General features: G+C 59.2%; 8 protein-coding genes and 1 pseudogene. 1 reads left to right on the top strand and 8 read right to left on the bottom strand.

Going from position 1 to position 17,843, the window contains the following annotated elements; genetic code table 11:
• Positions 1-422: 422 nt before the first annotated feature.
• From RGU44_RS20350 to RGU44_RS20330, 5 genes and pseudogenes are all read right to left on the bottom strand, one after another.
• A pseudogene (locus tag RGU44_RS20350) lies at positions 423-6,231 on the bottom strand (Ig-like domain-containing protein); the annotation flags it as partial.
• Between the two features lie 64 nt (positions 6,232-6,295).
• On the bottom strand, positions 6,296-7,126 hold the full coding sequence (locus RGU44_RS20345; RefSeq protein WP_322177235.1) for a sulfotransferase: 831 nt from the start codon (positions 7,124-7,126) through the stop codon (positions 6,296-6,298).
• 236 nt (positions 7,127-7,362) lie between these two features.
• Positions 7,363-9,459 (bottom strand): site-2 protease family protein, encoded by a 2,097-nt coding sequence (locus RGU44_RS20340; RefSeq protein WP_322218813.1) that lies wholly within the window; start codon positions 9,457-9,459, stop codon positions 7,363-7,365.
• On the bottom strand, positions 9,460-10,779 hold the full coding sequence (locus tag RGU44_RS20335; RefSeq protein WP_322218810.1) for an efflux RND transporter periplasmic adaptor subunit: 1,320 nt from the start codon (positions 10,777-10,779) through the stop codon (positions 9,460-9,462).
• On the bottom strand, positions 10,776-11,558 hold the full coding sequence (locus RGU44_RS20330; protein WP_322177232.1) for an efflux RND transporter periplasmic adaptor subunit: 783 nt from the start codon (positions 11,556-11,558) through the stop codon (positions 10,776-10,778). Before RGU44_RS20330 ends, RGU44_RS20335 begins: the two co-directional genes overlap by 4 nt.
• Positions 11,559-11,736: 178 nt before the next feature.
• Here RGU44_RS20330 and RGU44_RS20325 point away from each other — a divergent pair, with 178 nt between their 5' ends.
• Positions 11,737-12,744 carry an aldo/keto reductase gene (locus RGU44_RS20325; RefSeq protein WP_322218806.1) on the top strand — a complete coding sequence of 336 codons (1,008 nt, stop codon included), beginning with the start codon at positions 11,737-11,739 and terminating at the stop codon, positions 12,742-12,744.
• Positions 12,745-12,777: 33 nt separating this feature from the next.
• Here the strand turns inward: RGU44_RS20325 and RGU44_RS20320 are convergent, their stop codons facing one another.
• From RGU44_RS20320 to RGU44_RS20310, 3 genes are read right to left on the bottom strand one after another with little or no spacing between them, the layout of a single operon-like run.
• A complete protein-coding gene (locus RGU44_RS20320; RefSeq protein ID WP_322177230.1) occupies positions 12,778-14,154 on the bottom strand; it encodes an HlyD family type I secretion periplasmic adaptor subunit in 1,377 nt (458 codons plus the stop codon).
• On the bottom strand, positions 14,144-16,297 hold the full coding sequence (locus RGU44_RS20315) for a type I secretion system permease/ATPase (protein WP_322218803.1): 2,154 nt from the start codon (positions 16,295-16,297) through the stop codon (positions 14,144-14,146). The genes RGU44_RS20320 and RGU44_RS20315 overlap by 11 nt, the downstream gene beginning before the upstream one ends.
• A 47-nt stretch (positions 16,298-16,344) precedes the next feature.
• Positions 16,345-17,691: a TolC family outer membrane protein gene (locus tag RGU44_RS20310; protein WP_322177228.1), complete on the bottom strand. Its 1,347-nt coding sequence runs from the start codon at positions 17,689-17,691 to the stop codon at positions 16,345-16,347.
• Positions 17,692-17,843: the final 152 nt, after the last annotated feature.

The raw sequence follows: 17,843 nt of genomic DNA, 5'->3' as shown, positions 1-17,843 counted from the left end.
CCTTCGCCTGCATTTTTGCTACTGCTGTTCCATTGCTTACCGTCGAACACGTTCAGCGGCGAAACATCAGGCACCGAGTCCCGACCAAATACCCCGGAAATCGTGCTAGTACCGAACACTCCACCGTCGCCCCCGCCAGCACCATGAAAGCCACTGGTTACGCTGCCCGTGCTGTCGCTGCTACCGAAAACCTGGGCAATATAACTTGGCGCCAGCGCCTGATTATTGATGAAGATGTTGCCTAGGGCCGGTACATCGCTGCCCAGGGTCGGCGACTGAAACAGCGAGTTGAAGGCCAACGGTGAGCCGAGATTGCCGGGCGGCGCAGCGAACACGTTCGGTTGCAGCGCCACGTTGGACACGCCCGGAAGCGCAGCTGGCGTAATACTGGTGCGGAATTCCGGGTCACCGGTCATGGAAATACTGTTGATGCCAAAGCTATTGGAGTTTGTACTGCCGGTGCCAGCATTGCCTGCCAGGTCCGTCACGCCGAGGGTGTTCAGGCTGACCAGATTGCTGGCGACGTTGATATTGGCCGTCGGCGTCAGGGTGGCAGTCCAGGTCTGGCCGCCATCGTGGCTGGACAAGTTCGACAGCGTGCCATTAGTGGCGCTCAGGTCGGACAGATCGAAACCACTCACGGCCTCGCTGAAGGTGATGGTCACCTGCGACGTCTGTCCTGCGGTCAACGCCGAACTGGCGACCACAACACTGGCGGTAGGCCGCTGGGTGTCGACGGCGTAGTTGTTCGAGTCGGTACTGCCCACTCCGGCGTTGCCTGCCAGGTCACTGACGCCGCTATTGTTCAGGGTGATCCGGTTACTGGCGCCGGTGATGTTACCGGTCGGGGTGAACGCTGCGGTCCAAGTCATGCCACCATCGCGGCTGCTGACGTTGCTCAGGGAACCGTTAGCTACCGTGAGATCACTGTTGTCGAACCCGCTGACCGCCTCGCTGAAGGTGATGGTCACCAGCGAGGTTTCGCCGATGTTCAGGGCGTTGTCCGCCACCACGATGGTTGCGGTCGGGCGCACCGTATCGATGGTGAAGTTGTTCGAGTCGGTCACGCCGACCCCACTGTTGCCCGAAGCGTTGGTCACACCCCGATTGTCCAGGCTGATCAGGTTGGTACTGTCCGTCACGTCAACCGTTGGTATGAAGGTCGCGGTCCAGGTAATGCCGCCGTCGCTGCTGCTGACGTTGCTCAAGGAGCCATTGGCAATGGTCAGATCGGCGTTGGTGAAACCGCTCACCGCTTCGCTGAAGGTGATGGTCACCCCTGAGGTTTCGCCGGCCTTGAGGGCGTTATCTGCCACCACGATGGTCGCGGTCGGAACCTGGGTTTCCACCATATAGTTGGCGGAGTCGGTGGTGCCCACACCCGCATTGCCAGCCAAGTCTGAGACGCCAGTGTTATTCAGGGTGATGACGTTGGTGGTATCAGTCAGGCCCGTGGTCGGGGTGAACGTAGCGGTCCAGGTGATGCCGCCGTCGCTGCTGTTCACCGCACTTAAAGTGCCGTTGGCGATGGTCAGATCACTGTTGTCGAAGCCGCTCACCGCCTCGCTGAAGGTGATGGTTGCCAGCGAGGCTTCCCCTGCTCTCAGGAGCGTATCGCTCAACACAATAGTCGCTGTCGGGCGTTGGCTGTCGACGGCGTAATTGTTGGAGTCGGTGGTGCCGCTGCCCATATTGCCGGACAGATCCTGAACGCCGGCATTGCCCAGCCGGACGATGTTGCTGGTGTCGGTGATGCCGGCTAACGGCGTCAATGTGGCGGTCCAGGTAATGCCGCCATCGCTGCTGGTGACATTGCTCAGGGTGGCGTTATCGATGGTCAGGTCGCTGTTATCGAACCCGCTCACCGCCTCACTGAAGGTGATAGTGACCTGCGTGGTCTGGCCGACGCCCAAGGCCGGGTCGGTCACCACGATGGTCGCGGTTGGACGCGCCGTATCGATGGCAAAGTTGTTGGAGTCGGTGGTGCCACTGCCGGTATTGCCCGAGGCGTTCTGCACACCGCTGTTGTCCAGGCTGATCAGGTTGCTGCTGTCGGTGATGGCGTTGGTTGGCGTGAACGTCGCCGTCCAGGTGATACCGCCGTCGCTGCTGGTCACGGCGGTCAATGTGCCGTTGCTGATCGTCAGGTCGGCATTGCTAAAACCGCTCACCGCTTCGCTGAAGGTGATGGTCACCAGCGAGGTTTCGCCGATGTTCAGGGCGTTGTCCGCCACCACGATGGTTGCGGTCGGGCGCACCGTATCGATGGTGAAGTTGCCCGAATTGGTGATGCCGGTGCCGGCGTTATTGGCCAGGTCCGTATAGCCCGCGTTGTTCAGGCTGATCAGGTTGGTGGTGTCGTGAACGTTGCTGGTCGGGGTGAAAGTCCCGGTCCAGGTGATGCCGCCGTCGCTGCTGCTCACCGCGCCCAGGGTGCCGTTGGTAATCGACAGATCGGCATTGCTGAACCCGGTCACCGCCTCGTTGAAGGTAATGGTCACCAGCGAGGTGTCGCCGATTTTCAGAGACGGGTTCGCCATCACGATGGTCGCCGAGGGCAACACGGTGTCGATGCTGAAGTTCGCCGAGTTAGAGGTGCCTGCGCCAGCGTTGCCAGCGATGTCAGCGATACCGGTATTGGTCAGGGTGATGGCGTTGGTCGCGCTGCTGGTATTGGTGCCCGGAGTGAAAGTCGCGGTCCAGGTGATACCGCCATCGCCGGTGCTCAAGCCACTCAGGCTACCGTGACTCACACTCAGGTCGGCCAGGGTGAAGCCGGTCACCGCTTCGCTGAAGGTGATGGTCACCAACGAGGTTTCGCCGGCCGTGAGCGCAGGATCGGCGACAACAATGGTCGCGGTCGGACGCTGGGTATCGATGGCGTAGTTGTTGGAGTTGGTGCTGCCGGTCCCGGCGTTGCCGCTGGTGTCGCTATAGCCGGTATTGTCCAGGGTGATGACGTTGCTGGCGTTTGTGATGCTCGCCGTCGGGGTGAAGTTCGCGGTCCAGGTGATGCCACCGTCGCTGCTGCTCACCGCGCTCAAGGTGCCGTTGGCGATCGTCAGGTCGGCGTTGCTGAAACCGACCACGGCTTCCGAGAAGGTAATGGTCACCAGCGAGGTCTGGCCAATGATCAGGGAGTGGTTCGCAACCACCACAGTCGCGGTCGGACGCACGCCGTCGATGACCACGTTGTTCGACGTAGTAGTGCCGCTGCCGGCGTTGCCCGCCGTATCCTGGACCCCAGTGTTGTCCAGGGTGATGTGGTTGCTCGCGCTGACGATACTCGCTGTCGGGGTGAAGGTCGCGGTCCAGGTGATGCCGCCGTCGCTGCTGCTCACCGCGCTCAGAGTGCCATTGGAGACTGTCAGGTCGGCGTTGGTGAAACCGGTCACGACTTCGCTGAAGGTGATGGTCACCAACGACGTTTGGCCGATACCCAGGTTGGTGTTGGCGAACAAGACGGTCGCGTTCGGCCGCTGGGTGTCGACGGCGTAGGTATTGGAGTAGGTGGTGCTGGCGTTGGTATTACCAGCAGCATCGACCACGCTGCTGCTGCTCAGGGTAATCACGTTGATTGTATTGCTCACCCCGCTGTTTGGGGTGAACGTCGCGGTCCAGGTGATGTTATCGCTCGTTGTCAGCCCGCTGAGCACACCATTGACAACCGTCAGGTCGGCTGCGGTGAACCCGCTGACCGCTTCGCTGAAAGTGATGGTCACCGGTGAAGTTTCGCCGATGCTCAGCGCCGTGTCGGCCACCACAATGGTCGCGGTCGGCCGCACGGTATCGATGGCGTAGTTGTTGGAAACAGCCAGCCCGACACCGGCATTTCCCGCCGTATCGGTATAGCCGGTGTTGTCCAGGGTCATCGTGTTGCTGGCAGTGGTAATGCCATTGGTCGGAGTGAGGGTCGCGGTCCAGGTCTTGCTGTCGCTGGTAGTCAGGGCGCTCAGGGTGCCGTTGGTGACGCTCATGTCGGTGCTGGTGAAACCGCTAACCGCTTCGCTGAAGGAAATGGTCACCGTGGACGTTCCACCCACGTTCAGCGCAGGGTTCGAGACAACGACAGTCGCCATCGGCCGCACGGTGTCGATGGCGTAGTTATTGGATGTGATGATGCCAGCCCCTGCATACCCTCCGACCAGCACGCCTGTGTTATCGAGCGTAACAACGTTGGTGCTGTCCGTGATTGCTGCCGTCGGGGTCAGGGTCGCGATCCAGGTCTTGCCTCCGTCGTTGGAACTGATCGCGCTAAGCGTGCCGTTAGCAATGGTCAGGTCAGCGTTGGTGAAGTCGGTCACCGCCTCCCTGAAGGTGATGGTCACCTGTGACGTTTCGCCCACTTTCAAGGTATTGCTGGCGACCACTATGTTGGCGGACAAATAGTTAGGGTCGAGCGTGCCACCGTCATTGAATATCCCGTTGACGGAGGCCTGGTTAGCGCCGCTACCATAAGAGTAGGAAGTTCCGGCAATACCGCTCGCGCCTGCGTTACTGCTGATGGCCGCAACGTTAGCGGCGGTAATCAGTAATGTGCCTTTGTTCCATATCGCGCCGACGCCCTCACCGCCATCACCGCCGATGGCACCCGAATTATAACCGCCGCCTCCGCCTCCTCCACCAGCCCCCAGGTTGTTGGAGATGACCGAGGTACCGACAATTTTCAAGATGCCGGTACGGGCATTATAGATACCACCCGTTGCGTTCCCACCATTACCACCTTTAACATTATAGCCGGCGCCACCGCCGCCGCCGCCAATAGACAGGCTGCCGTTACTCGCCGTGCCACCTGCCGAGCCGCCCCCGAAACCAAAGGGACTGTTCGCTCCTGAACCTCCCACGCTAGAACCACCAGCGCCGCCGATACTACTTGAATACCAGGAAGGGGCACCACCTCGGCCTCCGAGGTTGCTGGTCCCTGACACGCCCGCGTAGCTACGGTTGCCGTAGGAGCCACTGCCACCGTTACCGCCTTTCCCGCCCCCGATACCGCCACCACCGCCACCGCCACCGACAGCAGTCCAATAGTAGTTGCCGCCCCCCGCCCCCGCCCCCGCCCGATGCTGCGTTTCCGGTCACCGTGACGTTATGCAGGGTCAGATCACCTGCGTTTGAAATCCCGCCGCCCATTGATGCCGTAGCGGCAATGCCTACGCCAGCGTTCGAGCCATTACCGGCCACCAGCCCTTTAGTGACAATCAGGCCATCCAGGGTCACCGTCGCGCCTGTAGTCACCTCAATGACACGACTTTTGTATTGACCATCCAGCGTTACGTCGGCAACGCCATCGTTGTTCAGGTCGCCATCGATGGTGATGTTTTTGCTGATGAGTAGTTCCGCACTGAGCTGAATGGTGCGCCCGGTGTCGAAGGTGATGATGTCTCCATCCACCGCATGACTCAGCGCATAACGCAATGAGAGTGGGTCGAGGACGTCGTCCGACGAGTCCTTCACCGTCAAGGTTTGAAGCCCCCACTGATAATCAGCCATGGCCTGTTGCGACAGCACGTTATGGCTCTCGATCACCCCAGTGGCAATTTCCAGCGTCCAATCGCCACCCACACCCGTGCGGTTGGTGGACGCGGCAATGTCACGCCCGGTCAATTGCGCCAGCGAGTCGACGAAGGCCATGCCGCTTGCGCCCTCGGCGGTGTTGCAGGCGTAGATCGAAATATCGCCGCCAGTGTTCATGTCCTTGCCAATCTCGGCCAACACGGCGCTGCGTGCGGCCAGGTTATCGGCGGAAATGTAGCTATTGCCCAACCACAGGTCGCCCGCGTTGCCGTGTGCCAGAATCTCCACCGAGCTCACGCCATGATGCTGGTCCAGGTAATCGGCGATTTGCTGCAAGCCATCTTTGGTAGCGTCGAGCTGGACCACCTGGGTACCGGCCGAGACACCTTTAAGCAGGCTTTCGGAATCCTTGACCCGCGAGTCGACGAACACCACGGTCTGCCCTGGGACAGCAGGCGGTGTCGGTGTCGGCGTTGCGGCCGTATCGGTCTGGGGATGGCTATCGTTGCTGGCAGCATGATCAGTCGCCGCCGCTGGCTTGGCGGCGTCCGTGGTGGCATGGCTGTCGGCGTGAGCGGTGTCCGCAACTGTCGCGGCGACCGCACCGTCGAACAGCATTCGCGGCTCAAGCGACATGATCAATGGCGCAGCCAAAGCTTTCGCCCGTGGCGCTACCTGTCTTGCACTCGACGACTTAGCTTTATTCCACCACATGAGGCTCACCTGCGCTCGAAACTCAGACTCTCAAACGAATGACCGCTATCAGTTGATAGCGGTTTCAGTTTTTTATACGGATGACGTTGGCGGCACTGGACCGACCATCGTTCCAAAAGGACAACTCTGCGTACTTCTCGAAAATATCTGGCGGCAGGATCGTGCGCCGCTGTGTCATCTCGACCTTGCGTCTTACTTTGTGCAGGCCACTCATGCCGAGACCTTGATCGAACTCCGGCGCGTCATAGACCAGGTTCTCGAAGTCATGCTCGAACCAGGGCTCGCCGATAAAGTCGTAGACCAGGCGCATGACCAACTCGGGTGCCTGACTCAGCAGCTCGTAGTCGACGATCAACAACGAGTCAGCTTGCTCACCGTAATAGGCTTCTTTAAGCGCTGACCAGGCGAACCCCACCAGGCGGTTGCGTTGGGCCAGGGTTTCGACGCGGCTCTCAACGGTATTGCGCTCGTTCGCGTCGGAAAACAACTTGGTGTTCTCGAACGGATTTGCGCGGTACAACCGCTCAATGCTGTCCATCACCCAGGCAACGTTACGCACACAGGCAATGGTCTTGGCCTGGGGGAACAGTTCCTTGAGGGCAGGTAAACGTGCACACCATTGGCGATTGGTGTCGAAGATAACGGGCTTGTCGGCTTTGTCGGCGTAGTAGGAATCGAACAACCCACGCAGCAGGCGCTGGCGCATGCCGGTGTCGATAACCGCACCGAACTCACTGCCCGCACTGCATTGTTCGAGCACGCCAGAAAACAACGAACCCAGCGGGCTGGTCATGCCGGCGTGGAATTTTGGGTTTTGCAGAAGGATAGCGGAGAGCAGGGTAGACCCGGAACGCGGCAAGCCTGAAATAAAATGAAAACTTGCCAATCCCTTCACCCACTGCGGAAGTCCATTTGTAGGACAAGATTACCGGATCGTGGAATATACGCCTAGTATTGTTTTGATATCACCTGGCACTTTTTCGGGATGAACCCCCCCGTAAATACAGGCCTCTTCGGCAGTTTTCTGGCGACGAAAAAACACTTGAGCCGTCCCTCGGTAACGGCCTGAAAAAATAACGTTTTATAACAGTATGCCGATGAGCACTTGCCAGCCCAGTGCGCTCGTTATTCTTAGAAACCGCTTTCCCGCACGCCCAACGCCGCCAATCGACGCCAGGCATTGCCCAGCAGCGACTCACTGCGCCCCTGCAACACCACCAAACCACGCAGGGGCTGATTTGGGGTAGGCGTGGGTTGCAGAATGCTCAAGCGTGCGCCGTATTGCGCTTGCACAGGTTCGGCGCGGCGGCTTTCATCGCGGCGAACGGCAATTGGCCCATGGTGATCGGAGGCCAGGGCTTCCAGATCCAGATAGTTCACGCCGTTGGCGTCCACCTCCAGGAGCGCCACAGGGATAGCCTGGCGCATCGGGTCATCAGGAATAAAACGTCCCTCCGCGCCCGACGCAACACGCCACAATGCTTCCTCAGCCAGATAGCCTCGCAGCCGGACACCGTCCTCCACCACGCGCGCCAATGGCAGCTTGGTCGATACCCAACGCCCGACGCTCAGTTCTGGTAACAGATCACGCACCTGTCCGGCCTGCGGCGCACGCACCAGCAGACGCTCACGCTGCGCCACCAGTCCACGGTATTGAGCCACCGCTTCAGCCAGCCGCTGCTCCAAGATGCCCACATCGGCCACCGTTTCACTACGTCCGGCCTGACGCCGTAATTGCAGCTGCAGAATATCTATCTCCCGACGCACGATGGTCTGGCGCGAGTCCAGATCCGGCGACTCCAGCTCGATCAAAACCGCCCCTGCCTCGATGCGCTGCCCGTCCTGCACGTTCACTCGTTTGACCCGCGCCGCGATAGGCGTGTGCAGCGCACTGACACGTCCGGCTTCAAGCATCGCCGGCAACTCGACACTGCTGCGCCATGGCAATACCAGTACGGCAATAACTGCCAGCAAACCCAGCAAACTGAACAGGGCGCGAGCGTTATGGGCGTATTCGCGACTTTTCCACCAGATGCGCATTTCTTTCCAAATCGGCAGGAAGATGAACCACACCAACTCGACCATCATCAGGAAGATGCCGAGCAGCTTGAAGAACAGGTGATAGACCGCCAGCGCAATGCCAAAGAACAACGCTGCGCGCCACAGCCAGGAGAAATACCCCCACAACAACAGTCGACGTTGCATGGCGGGAGACCACGGCTCCGGTGCCGGTTGCTGATAACCGAACAGGACCTCACGCAAGCGCCAGCGGCACAGAGCGAAGGCGCGACCTTGCAGGTTGTCCACCTGCCACAAATCACTGAGCAGAAAATAACCATCAAAGCGCATGAATGGGTTGAGGTTCACCGCCAGCGTGGTCAGCCAGGTCGCACTGGCCAGCATGAACGCAGCGGTACGCGCCGGGCCGTCGGGCAGCAGTGACCAGACCAGCAAGGCGATGCAGGCCAAGACCAACTCAGCCAGCACGCCACCCGCGCCAATGAGCAGCCGTGAACGGCGATCATTGACCCGCCAGGCATCGCTGACATCGGTATAAAACAACGGCAGCATAACCATGAATGCCACGCCCATGCTTTGTACCCGGCAACCGGCACGCTTGGCCATGAATGCATGACCGAATTCGTGACACAGTTTGGCGAAAAATAACGCGATGCCGAACGCCATCGCGCCGCCGAGACTGAACAAATGCGGAAACGTCGACAGAAAACGGTCCCAATCACGCGCCACCAGAAACACGCCAGTTCCCAGAGTGAGGGGTAAGCCATAGCGCAGCAGACGCGAGCCATAACGTTCGAGCCACGGCCAGACGCGATTGAGGAAAGCATCGGGGCGCCACAGCGGGATTCGGAAAAACAGGTATTGATGCAGCAGCATCTGCCAAACGCCCTGACGCTGGGCGGCCGCCTTGCGCATATAACTGTCGCGCTGCTCCTGATCCAGTGCGGCAATCAGGTCATGGGCGCGCAGAAAGCTCAGCAGCTCGTCAAGCTCATGCCCGACCAATGGAAGACCAGGTTCCTGATTGGCAGCAGCCAAAACTTTGCTGGCATCACCCAGCGACCAATGGCGCAGCAAGCGAATTGCCGCCGCACCGAGCTTGAAGTAACGCCCACGCACCGGGTCAGCCAGGGTCCAGCGTGGCGAACCGTCCAGCGCCGGGGCAGCCGCCGACAGCTGCAAATCCGCTCGCAGCGCGGGCACGTTCATTTAAAGGCCTACGCTCTGACGCAACGCTGCCAGAGGACGACGCAGCAGATAGAGCCCCACTGGCGCGCGCTCACCGAAGAGTTTGGCGGTGCCACGCAAACCAATTCGCGGCGGCGCTTCGCTGAAGCTCGCGTCCAGCCGGTAGGCCAATTGCCCCGCAGCGGTAGGTTGTGCCTCGTAAGCCGCACGTTCCAGAGTTGCCTCATAGCGGTGCAAAGGATCGCTGTCGAGAAAGAGTGCCACCTTTGCACCAGGCTCAAGCTCAATGGCATCGCCAACCGCCAGTTCGATACGCAGCTCCGCTTGGGTCGGGTCGGCAATATCCAGGAGGCGCTCGCCCGTCTGCACCGGTTTTCCGGTCCAGCGCTCTGCGTCAGCAAATACCGCGATGCCGTCACGTTCGGCCCGCACTTCACTGCGTTTGAGCAACTCACGCGCGTAATCACGCTCGGCGCGCTTTTGTTCGGCGCGCGCCGCCAGCAGGTCGATGCGCGAGCTGGATTCGGCATCAGCGAAGGCCCGCTGTGCGTTGGCCTTGAGCTCCGCTTCGGCCACACCCAAGGTCCGCTCAGCAACATCTGCCTGCGCTTTGAGCGTGGTACTTTCGAAGCGCAGCAACAGGTCGCCAGTTTTTACCGGCTGGTTGGGTTTGACCAAGAACTCGGCGATCACTCCGTCCAGCGGTGCCGCCACCACGCGGCCACCCAATGGCACCACTTCGGCGGGTGCGAGCACCGATTGACGCACAGGTATCAACAGACACAGCAACAACACCCCGACCAACGCCAGCTGCTTTTTCCCGGACCAATGCAAACGCCACGGCTTGCGCGGTTGCAACGCCAGCCAGGCGTGACTGTAGGTGTCGCCCAACCGCGCCAGAAGCATTTGCTCAGGCTGTGTCCAGGCTTGTTCGCGGGCCAACCACAACCCACCAAATACCAGGCCTTTGCGATCAAGCAAGGGGAGCCAGAACACTTGGGTCGCCGACAGCGCCTGCACCTCCGCCTGGTCCTGCCCACCCAGCTGTTCGATGGCGACAGAACCCGGCTGGTTTAACTGATTTTTTTTGAACAGGTCTGCCACAGCGTGCTCGACGAAGGCGACAAAGGGCGCATTGGGTTCAACCATGCTGACGCCCGTCACTGCGCGCACCTTGCCAGCGATCAACAGCGCTGCGTGACGAAAACTGAACAGGGCCTGACCGTCATTGACCAGGCTGTAGGCCAGTTGATCGATATCTTTGGCGGCGCGGGTCTGACGCTCCAGATCGAGAAATTGCGCGAAAACCCGTTCGGCTATGCCTGGCGCCGCAGCGTTCACTTGGCGGACGCCAGATGCGCGGTACCACTCATGCCCGCCAGCAGGCCCTTGACGTCAGTCAGCGAGGCGACCAGCAACAGCGTTTGGCTACCCTCATCGATGCGCGCACCCAATCGCTTGACCGTTGCGGTCAGTGGCTGACCAGTTTCATCGGGGGTAAAGCTGAAGGTTTGCCCAGGCTTGAGTCGTGACATCCAGCGCGACGGCACCAACAGGTGAATTTCCAGGGTGCGGTTGTCGACAATTTCCATCAGCGGCGCGCCAGCCGAAACGCTTTCATAGCGCTGCGCCTTGCGTAGCACTACTTGACCATCATATGGCGCGACCACGCTACAGCGCTTGACCTGAACCTGATAGACCTGCGCTTGAGCCTGCACTTCAGCCAGTTTGGCTTCGGCTCGCGCCACTTCGAAACGGCCAACGGAGTTGAGCGAGGCCAGTTGTTTGTTGTGCGCCAACTCTTCACTGGCGCCGCGAATGCCTGCCTGGGCGGCATTGAGCTGGGCCTGATAAGCGGCACAGTCGAAGCGCGCCAGGGTATCGCCCTTGTTGAAGGCCTCGCCTTCGCTGAACGGCATGTCGACGATTCGCCCGGACAATTCGCTGGCAAGCACCGCCTGATCACGAGCCCGCAAGACGCCACGGGCTTCGCCGGTGGTCACGGTCTGCGCGCTGGGGGGAGCACTGTCCAACAATGGATCATTCGATTGGGAAGTGTCTGCCTGTGCCAAGCCAGCAAGACAGGCAAATCCGTAAGCCCAACAACGCAAGTGGCGCATAGCCTTTACTCCCGACTAAAGGCGGCAGTCTACGGTAGCGGTGCTGGCCGTCAAGGGTGTCGAATGGCCCAGAGCCATTCATAAATACCCTGCATTTGTAATGGACCGCGACGTGGCGAGGTTCTATGTTTGGAAACATTCTGTTTTTCCCTTCCACTCATTGAAAAGGATATCGAGCATGACTTATCGCATTCTTGGCCAATCCGGCCTGCGGGTTTCTACGTTGACTCTCGGCTCCATGATGTTCGGCGAGCAGACCAGTACTGAAGAGTCCCTGCGCATCATCGACAAGGCCTGGGATCAGGGCGTCAATTTCATCGATACGGCGGATGTTTATGGCGGTGGGCGCTCCGAGGAAATAATCGGGGAGGCCATCGCATCACGGCGCAATGACTGGGTAGTAGCGACCAAGGTGGGCTATGGTCCCGCCAAGGGTGCGCCCAACTCCAGCGGGCTGAGCCGCAAACATATTTTCAATGGCATCGAGGCCAGCCTGAACCGGCTGGGCACCGATTACGTGGACATTTATTACCTGCACCGCGAAGACCACGATACGCCGCTGGAGGTGACGGTGTCGGCCATCGGCGACCTGCTGCGCCAAGGCAAGATTCGCTATTGGGGCCTATCCAACTATCGCGGCTGGCGCATCGCAGAAGTCGTGAATATCGCCCAGCGCATGGGGGTGGACAAGCCCGTGATCAGTCAGCCGCTGTACAACATCACCAACCGAATGGCCGAGATTGAGCAAATCACCGCTGCGGCTTTTCATGGTTTGGGCGTGGTGCCTTACAGCCCTCTGGCGCGCGGTGTGCTCAGCGGCAAATACGCTCCAGACGTCACCCCCGACAGCAGCACCCGCGCAGGGCGCCAGGACAAACGCATCCTGGAAACCGAATGGCGGGTCGAGTCTCTGCGTATCGCGCAGAAAATTCAGGAGTACACCCAGGCCAAAGGCGTCGGCATCGTCGAGTTCGCCATCGCCTGGGTACTGAACAACCAGGCCGTCACTTCCGCGATTGTCGGGCCGCGTACCGAGCAACAGTGGGATGGCTACATCAAAGCCATGGACGTGAAAATCACTGCCGAAGACGAAGCATTCATTGATTCGCTGGTAACACCGGGGCACTCGTCTACACCGGGTTACAACGATATCGCGCATTTTGTTTCGGGCCGGGTGGTGCGTTGATGGGTTGATGTTTTTTCGGTGACTGACGCACGGCTACCGCTCGTGCATCGCTTCAGCGCGTGCTTTAAGCACGGGTTTTAGCAGGTAGCTGAGGATGCTTTTCTTGCCAGTGATGATGTCGACCGAAGCAATCATGCCGGGGATGATGAGCAACGGGTGCTCATCGGTCCCCAAGTGGCTGCGATCAGTGCGCAGTTTGATGACATAGAAGGTGTTCTTCTTCTCTTCATCCTGGATAGTGTCTGCGCCGATCTGTTCAAGCTTGCCTTTCATCCCACCATAGATGGTGTAGTCGTAGGCCGTGAATTTGATCATTGCCTCTTGACCCGGGTGCAGGAAGGCGATGTCTTGCGGGCGAATGCGCGCCTCAATCAGCAGGGTGTCGTCGAGCGGAACGATCTCGGCCAGATCGCTGCCTGGCTGGATGACGCCGCCCACGGTATTGACCAACATTTGCTTGACGATGCCACGAACCGGCGAGGTCACCATGGTGCGATTGACCCGGTCTTCCAGGCCTTTAGCCGTGGACTGGGCCTTGCTCAGGTCAGTGCGGGCCTCGTTCAGCTGGGTCAACGCTTCGCTACGGAACCTGCCACGGGTCTCGTCGATTTTGCGCTGCACCTCATTGATCGCCGCCTGTGCCCGAGGAATGGCCAGCGTGGTGCCATCGAGCTGACCACGGGTTTCCACTTCCGAACGCTTGAGGCGCAAGACTTCAACAGGCGAAACAGCGCCCTGTTTGACCAACGGTTCGGACATGCCGATCTCTTGGCGTAACAGGCTCAGGCTGTTGCGGTACTGCTCCTGCTTGGAACTGAACTCGCGCAACTCTTGCTGGCGCTGGATCAGTTGCTGCTGCAAACCGCCTATCTCGTCAGCCAGTTGCTGGCGACGGCTCAGGTACAGCGACTCTTCGTTGGCCGCCTGATTAGGTACTGCCTTGCGCGCCGCAGGGGTGATGTTCAACGGCCGGTCGTCCACTACCGCACTCAAGCGCTCTACGCGCAGCTCCATCGACACCCGATCAGCCTCGGTCTCGCCTACGTTAGAGGCAAAACGCGTGTCGTCCAGACGCACCAACGGCGCGCCGGCTTCGACGATCTGGCCTTCGTGAACATAGATTTGAGCAACGATACCGCCCTCAAGGTTCTGGATTTTCTGGATCTTGGAGGATGGAATCGCCTTGCCTTCACCCTTGGTCACTTCATCAATGATCGCAAAGTGTGCCCATAAAAGAAGAAAGACGAAAAACGCGATGATCCCCCAAATGGTCAGCCGGACGATGCGCGGGGCATCGTCGATCAGGGCCTTTTCGACCTCTGGCATCGGTTGCCCGTCGAGGGAGTCAGACCCCTTGAAGTAACCAAAAATTGCGTCTTTGAAGCGGCCTGGACCGGACTTAAGCAACACTGATCTGCCCCTTCTTCAACGCTTCCATGACGGCGGCTTTAGGACCGTCGGCGAGAATCTGCCCGCGGTCGATTACCAGCAGGCGATCAACCAGGCTGAGCAGTGAGGCGCGGTGTGTGACAAGGATCACGGTCTTGTTCTCGATGACGGCTTGCAGGCGCTGCTTCAAGCGCTCCTCGCCGGTGTTGTCCATGGCGCTGGTCGGTTCGTCCAGCAATAGAATCGGCGGGCTGAGTAGCAATGCGCGAGCCAGCGCAACGTTCTGCCGCTGGCCACCGGAAAGGTTCTGGCCGCGCTCGCCGACTTGAAGTTCATAGCCTTGCGGGTGCAACCGGGCGAACTCATGCACACCGGCCAGCTCTGCTGCTTGCAGCACCATTTCGTCGTCAACGTAGCGAGCGCCCGATACCAGATTGTCGCGCAAGGTACCTGCCAACAACTGAATGTCCTGCGCCACATAACCAATGTTGTGGCGCAGCTCACTCACGTCAATCTGGCGAATGTCGACGCCGTCTACCATCAAGGCGCCAGAATCAGGCTGGTACAACCCGACCAACAATTTCGCCAGGGAGCTTTTGCCCGAGCCGCTACGGCCAATGATGCCGATTTTTTCGCCGGGGCGAACCACCAGATTGATGCCCTGCAAGGCAAGCGTCTGCTGGTTGGGATACGTAAAGTTCAGGTTGCGAAACTCCATGGCCCCCTGCAAGACCTGACGGCTGAACGGGCGCTCGTCGAAATTGCGCTCTTGCGGCAGCTCCATCATCTGATCCACGGAAACCATGGTGACCTTGGCCTGTTGGTAGCGGGTCAACAAGCCCGACAGCTGCGCCAAAGGCCCCAAGGCACGGCCACTGAGCATGTAGCAAGCCACCAGTCCGCCCATGCTGAGGTTGCCGGCAATAATCTCGTAAACACCGAAAATGATCATCGCCACGCCAGCGAGTTGCTGGATCAGCAAGGTGATGTTCATGGCCAGACCAGACAGAACCTTGACCCGCAGCTCAAGGCGGCTGAGGGTGCCGATAGTTTGCTCCCACTGATACTGGCGCTCACTTTCGGCGTTGTTGACCTTCACCGCATCCAGACCGGCGAGGGTCTCGATCAGGCTCGACTGGCGTTCGGCACCCAGCGCCATGGTGCGTTCCAGGGTTGCCGTTAACGGCTTCTGCAAAAAGTGACCGATACCCAACGCCAACGGAAACGCGACGATGGGAATCCACACAAGGTTTCCGCCCAGCAGAGCGATCACCAGCAGAATGATGAGGGTGAACGGCAGGTCGATCAGGCTGGTCAGGGTCAGCGAGGTCAGAAAGTCACGCATGCCCTGAAACTCGTGGATGTTCTGGGCAAAGCTGCCCACACGAGCAGGGCGAAACTTCATGGACATGCCGACAATGCGCTCGAACAGCGTTGCCGAAATGATCAGGTCAGTCTTCTTGCCTGCCAGGTCCAGGCACAGGCTGCGCAGCCCCTTAAGCAACAAGTCGAAAAGGTAAGCGCCGCAGATACCGGCGGCCAGCACCCATAAGGTCGTGGTTGCCTGATTGGGCACGACGCGGTCGTAGACGTTCATCACGAACAACGGCGCGGCCAACGCAATCAAGTTGATTACCAGGCTGGCGGCAATCGCGTCGGCGTACAGCCAGCGCGAGCGTTTGAGTGTGTCGCGAAACCAGGAGCGCGCCCGAGGAATGAGCGAGCCCTTGGTCACGTCGAATTTATGCTGCGGTTGGGCAAAGAACACCCGACCGCTGTAATCCTCAGTCAGCACATCACGGCCGACGTGTACCTCGCCACCGTCGCTTTCGCTCAGCAGCAGACGCGCAGTATCACCCTCCCAACCCAACAAAACCGCGCAACGCGCGTCCTTGAGCAACAACATGGCGGGTAAGGCAATGGAAGGAATCTGCTCAAGACGACGCTGCAGCAGACGCCCCTGCAAACCGGCTCGCGCCGCCGCACGGGGCAGCAAGTCGGCACTCAACCGCTGCGACGGCAACGGCAGGCCGGTGGTCAACATCGCCCGGCTGGCTGGCTTGTGATGTAGAGAGCAAAGTGTCAGCAGGCCGTCCAGCAACGGGTCATCATGCTGGCTGCGAGGATCATGGCTGAGTTGAACTGCACTTAATTCCGAATCCACGCTGACACTCTCTTTTAAGCAATTGAATGACCTGACTCAGTCAAGAATCAGTTCATGCCTGGCAGGTTTACCGACGGTTTCATATCGTTTTGCACAACTGACGCCATCGGCGCTACGACACCCTGACTTTTAAGCAACTGACCCATGTCGGCCTTGATGCGGTACTGAGTGTAAAGCTGCTGGTTCTTGATTTGCACAAGACGCTGCTGAGCGGTGAACAATTCGTTCTCGCTGTCGAGCAAGTCAAGCAGGGTGCGCTCTCCCAAACTGAACTGCTGCTGGTAGGCAACACGCACACTGTTGCTGCGGTCAACGTATTGCTGGGCAATCGGCAATTGCGCGTTGGCGTTGTTGTAGGCGTTCCAGGCCAGGCCGACTTCTTCATTCAACTGGCGCAGTGCGTTGTTGCGGATGTCCAGCGCCTGATTGGCCTGGTAGGACTTGGATTCAAGGTCCGCTTTGTTGCTGCCACCCGAATACAGGTTAAACCGCATGCGCACCATCGCTTCCCAGCTATTGTTATGGCCTTGTTCGCCGCCAATATTATTGTCGGCAGTGCGGCCAAGCTCCGCATCGAAACGTGGGTAGAAATTCGACTTCGCGGCCTGATATTGCTTCTCGGCGGCGGCAATGTCTGACTCAGCAGAGCGCAGAACAGGACTGTTCTCGATCATCTGCTGGCGCGCTTCGTTCAAATTTGCCGGCATCAAGGCGATAAAGCCTTGTGGCGGGCTCAGTTGATCGGGCATTTCGCCGACGGCGCTGAGGTAGTTGGTCTGAGCATCAGCCAAGTTGGCCTGCTCGGTCAGTAAGTTGTTTCGTGCCTGAGCCAGTCGCGCTTCGGCCTGGTCCATGTCAGCCATTCTCCCGACCCCACGCGTTGTACGCAACCTGATCTGATCGAAGATCCGTTCGTGGCTTTTCAAGTTATCTTCAGCCAAACGCACCATCTCGCGGCGGGTCAGAACGTCCAGATAAACTTGTGCAACGGTCAGCGCTGTACGCTCAGACGTATTCAACAACGCATAGGCACGAGAGTTGACGGTGGCTTGCTGACGACCTACTTCACTGCTGGTGGCAAAGCCATCAAACAGCATCTGTTGCATACGTACGCTGGACTCCCCTCGGTTCATGGTGTCCCAGCCGTTAGTGTTAACACGTGAGCTCGGAGAGTCAGAACCTTCCCGCCCGTAACCGGCCAATACATCTACACGCGGCAAATAGCCACCCTTTGCAGCCCGTAAATTGTAGTCAGCAGCAAGGCGGCTATTAACTCCAGCCTGGACTTCTGGATGAACGTCCAAGGCCTTCTGCATGGCCTCTGGCAGACTTTGTGCCTGGACGAAACTGGCGGTCAGAGCGAAAGGAAGAGCCTTAAAGAAGTACGCACGCATGTAAATTATATCCCGAGGACTTTCTGGTTTCAAAACACAGCAAAAACCGACCGCTGCATCGGAAAAATGGCAATCAAATGGACCGTTGTCGGAATGTTCTGAATAGGAACTGGATCACACAACAGAAAGCCGCGTTGCCATTTAAATATCAA

It is taken from the genome of Pseudomonas sp. 5C2 (assembly GCF_034314155.1).
Lineage (GTDB): Bacteria > Pseudomonadota > Gammaproteobacteria > Pseudomonadales > Pseudomonadaceae > Aquipseudomonas.
This window is presented reverse-complemented; position numbering and strand designations above follow the sequence as displayed.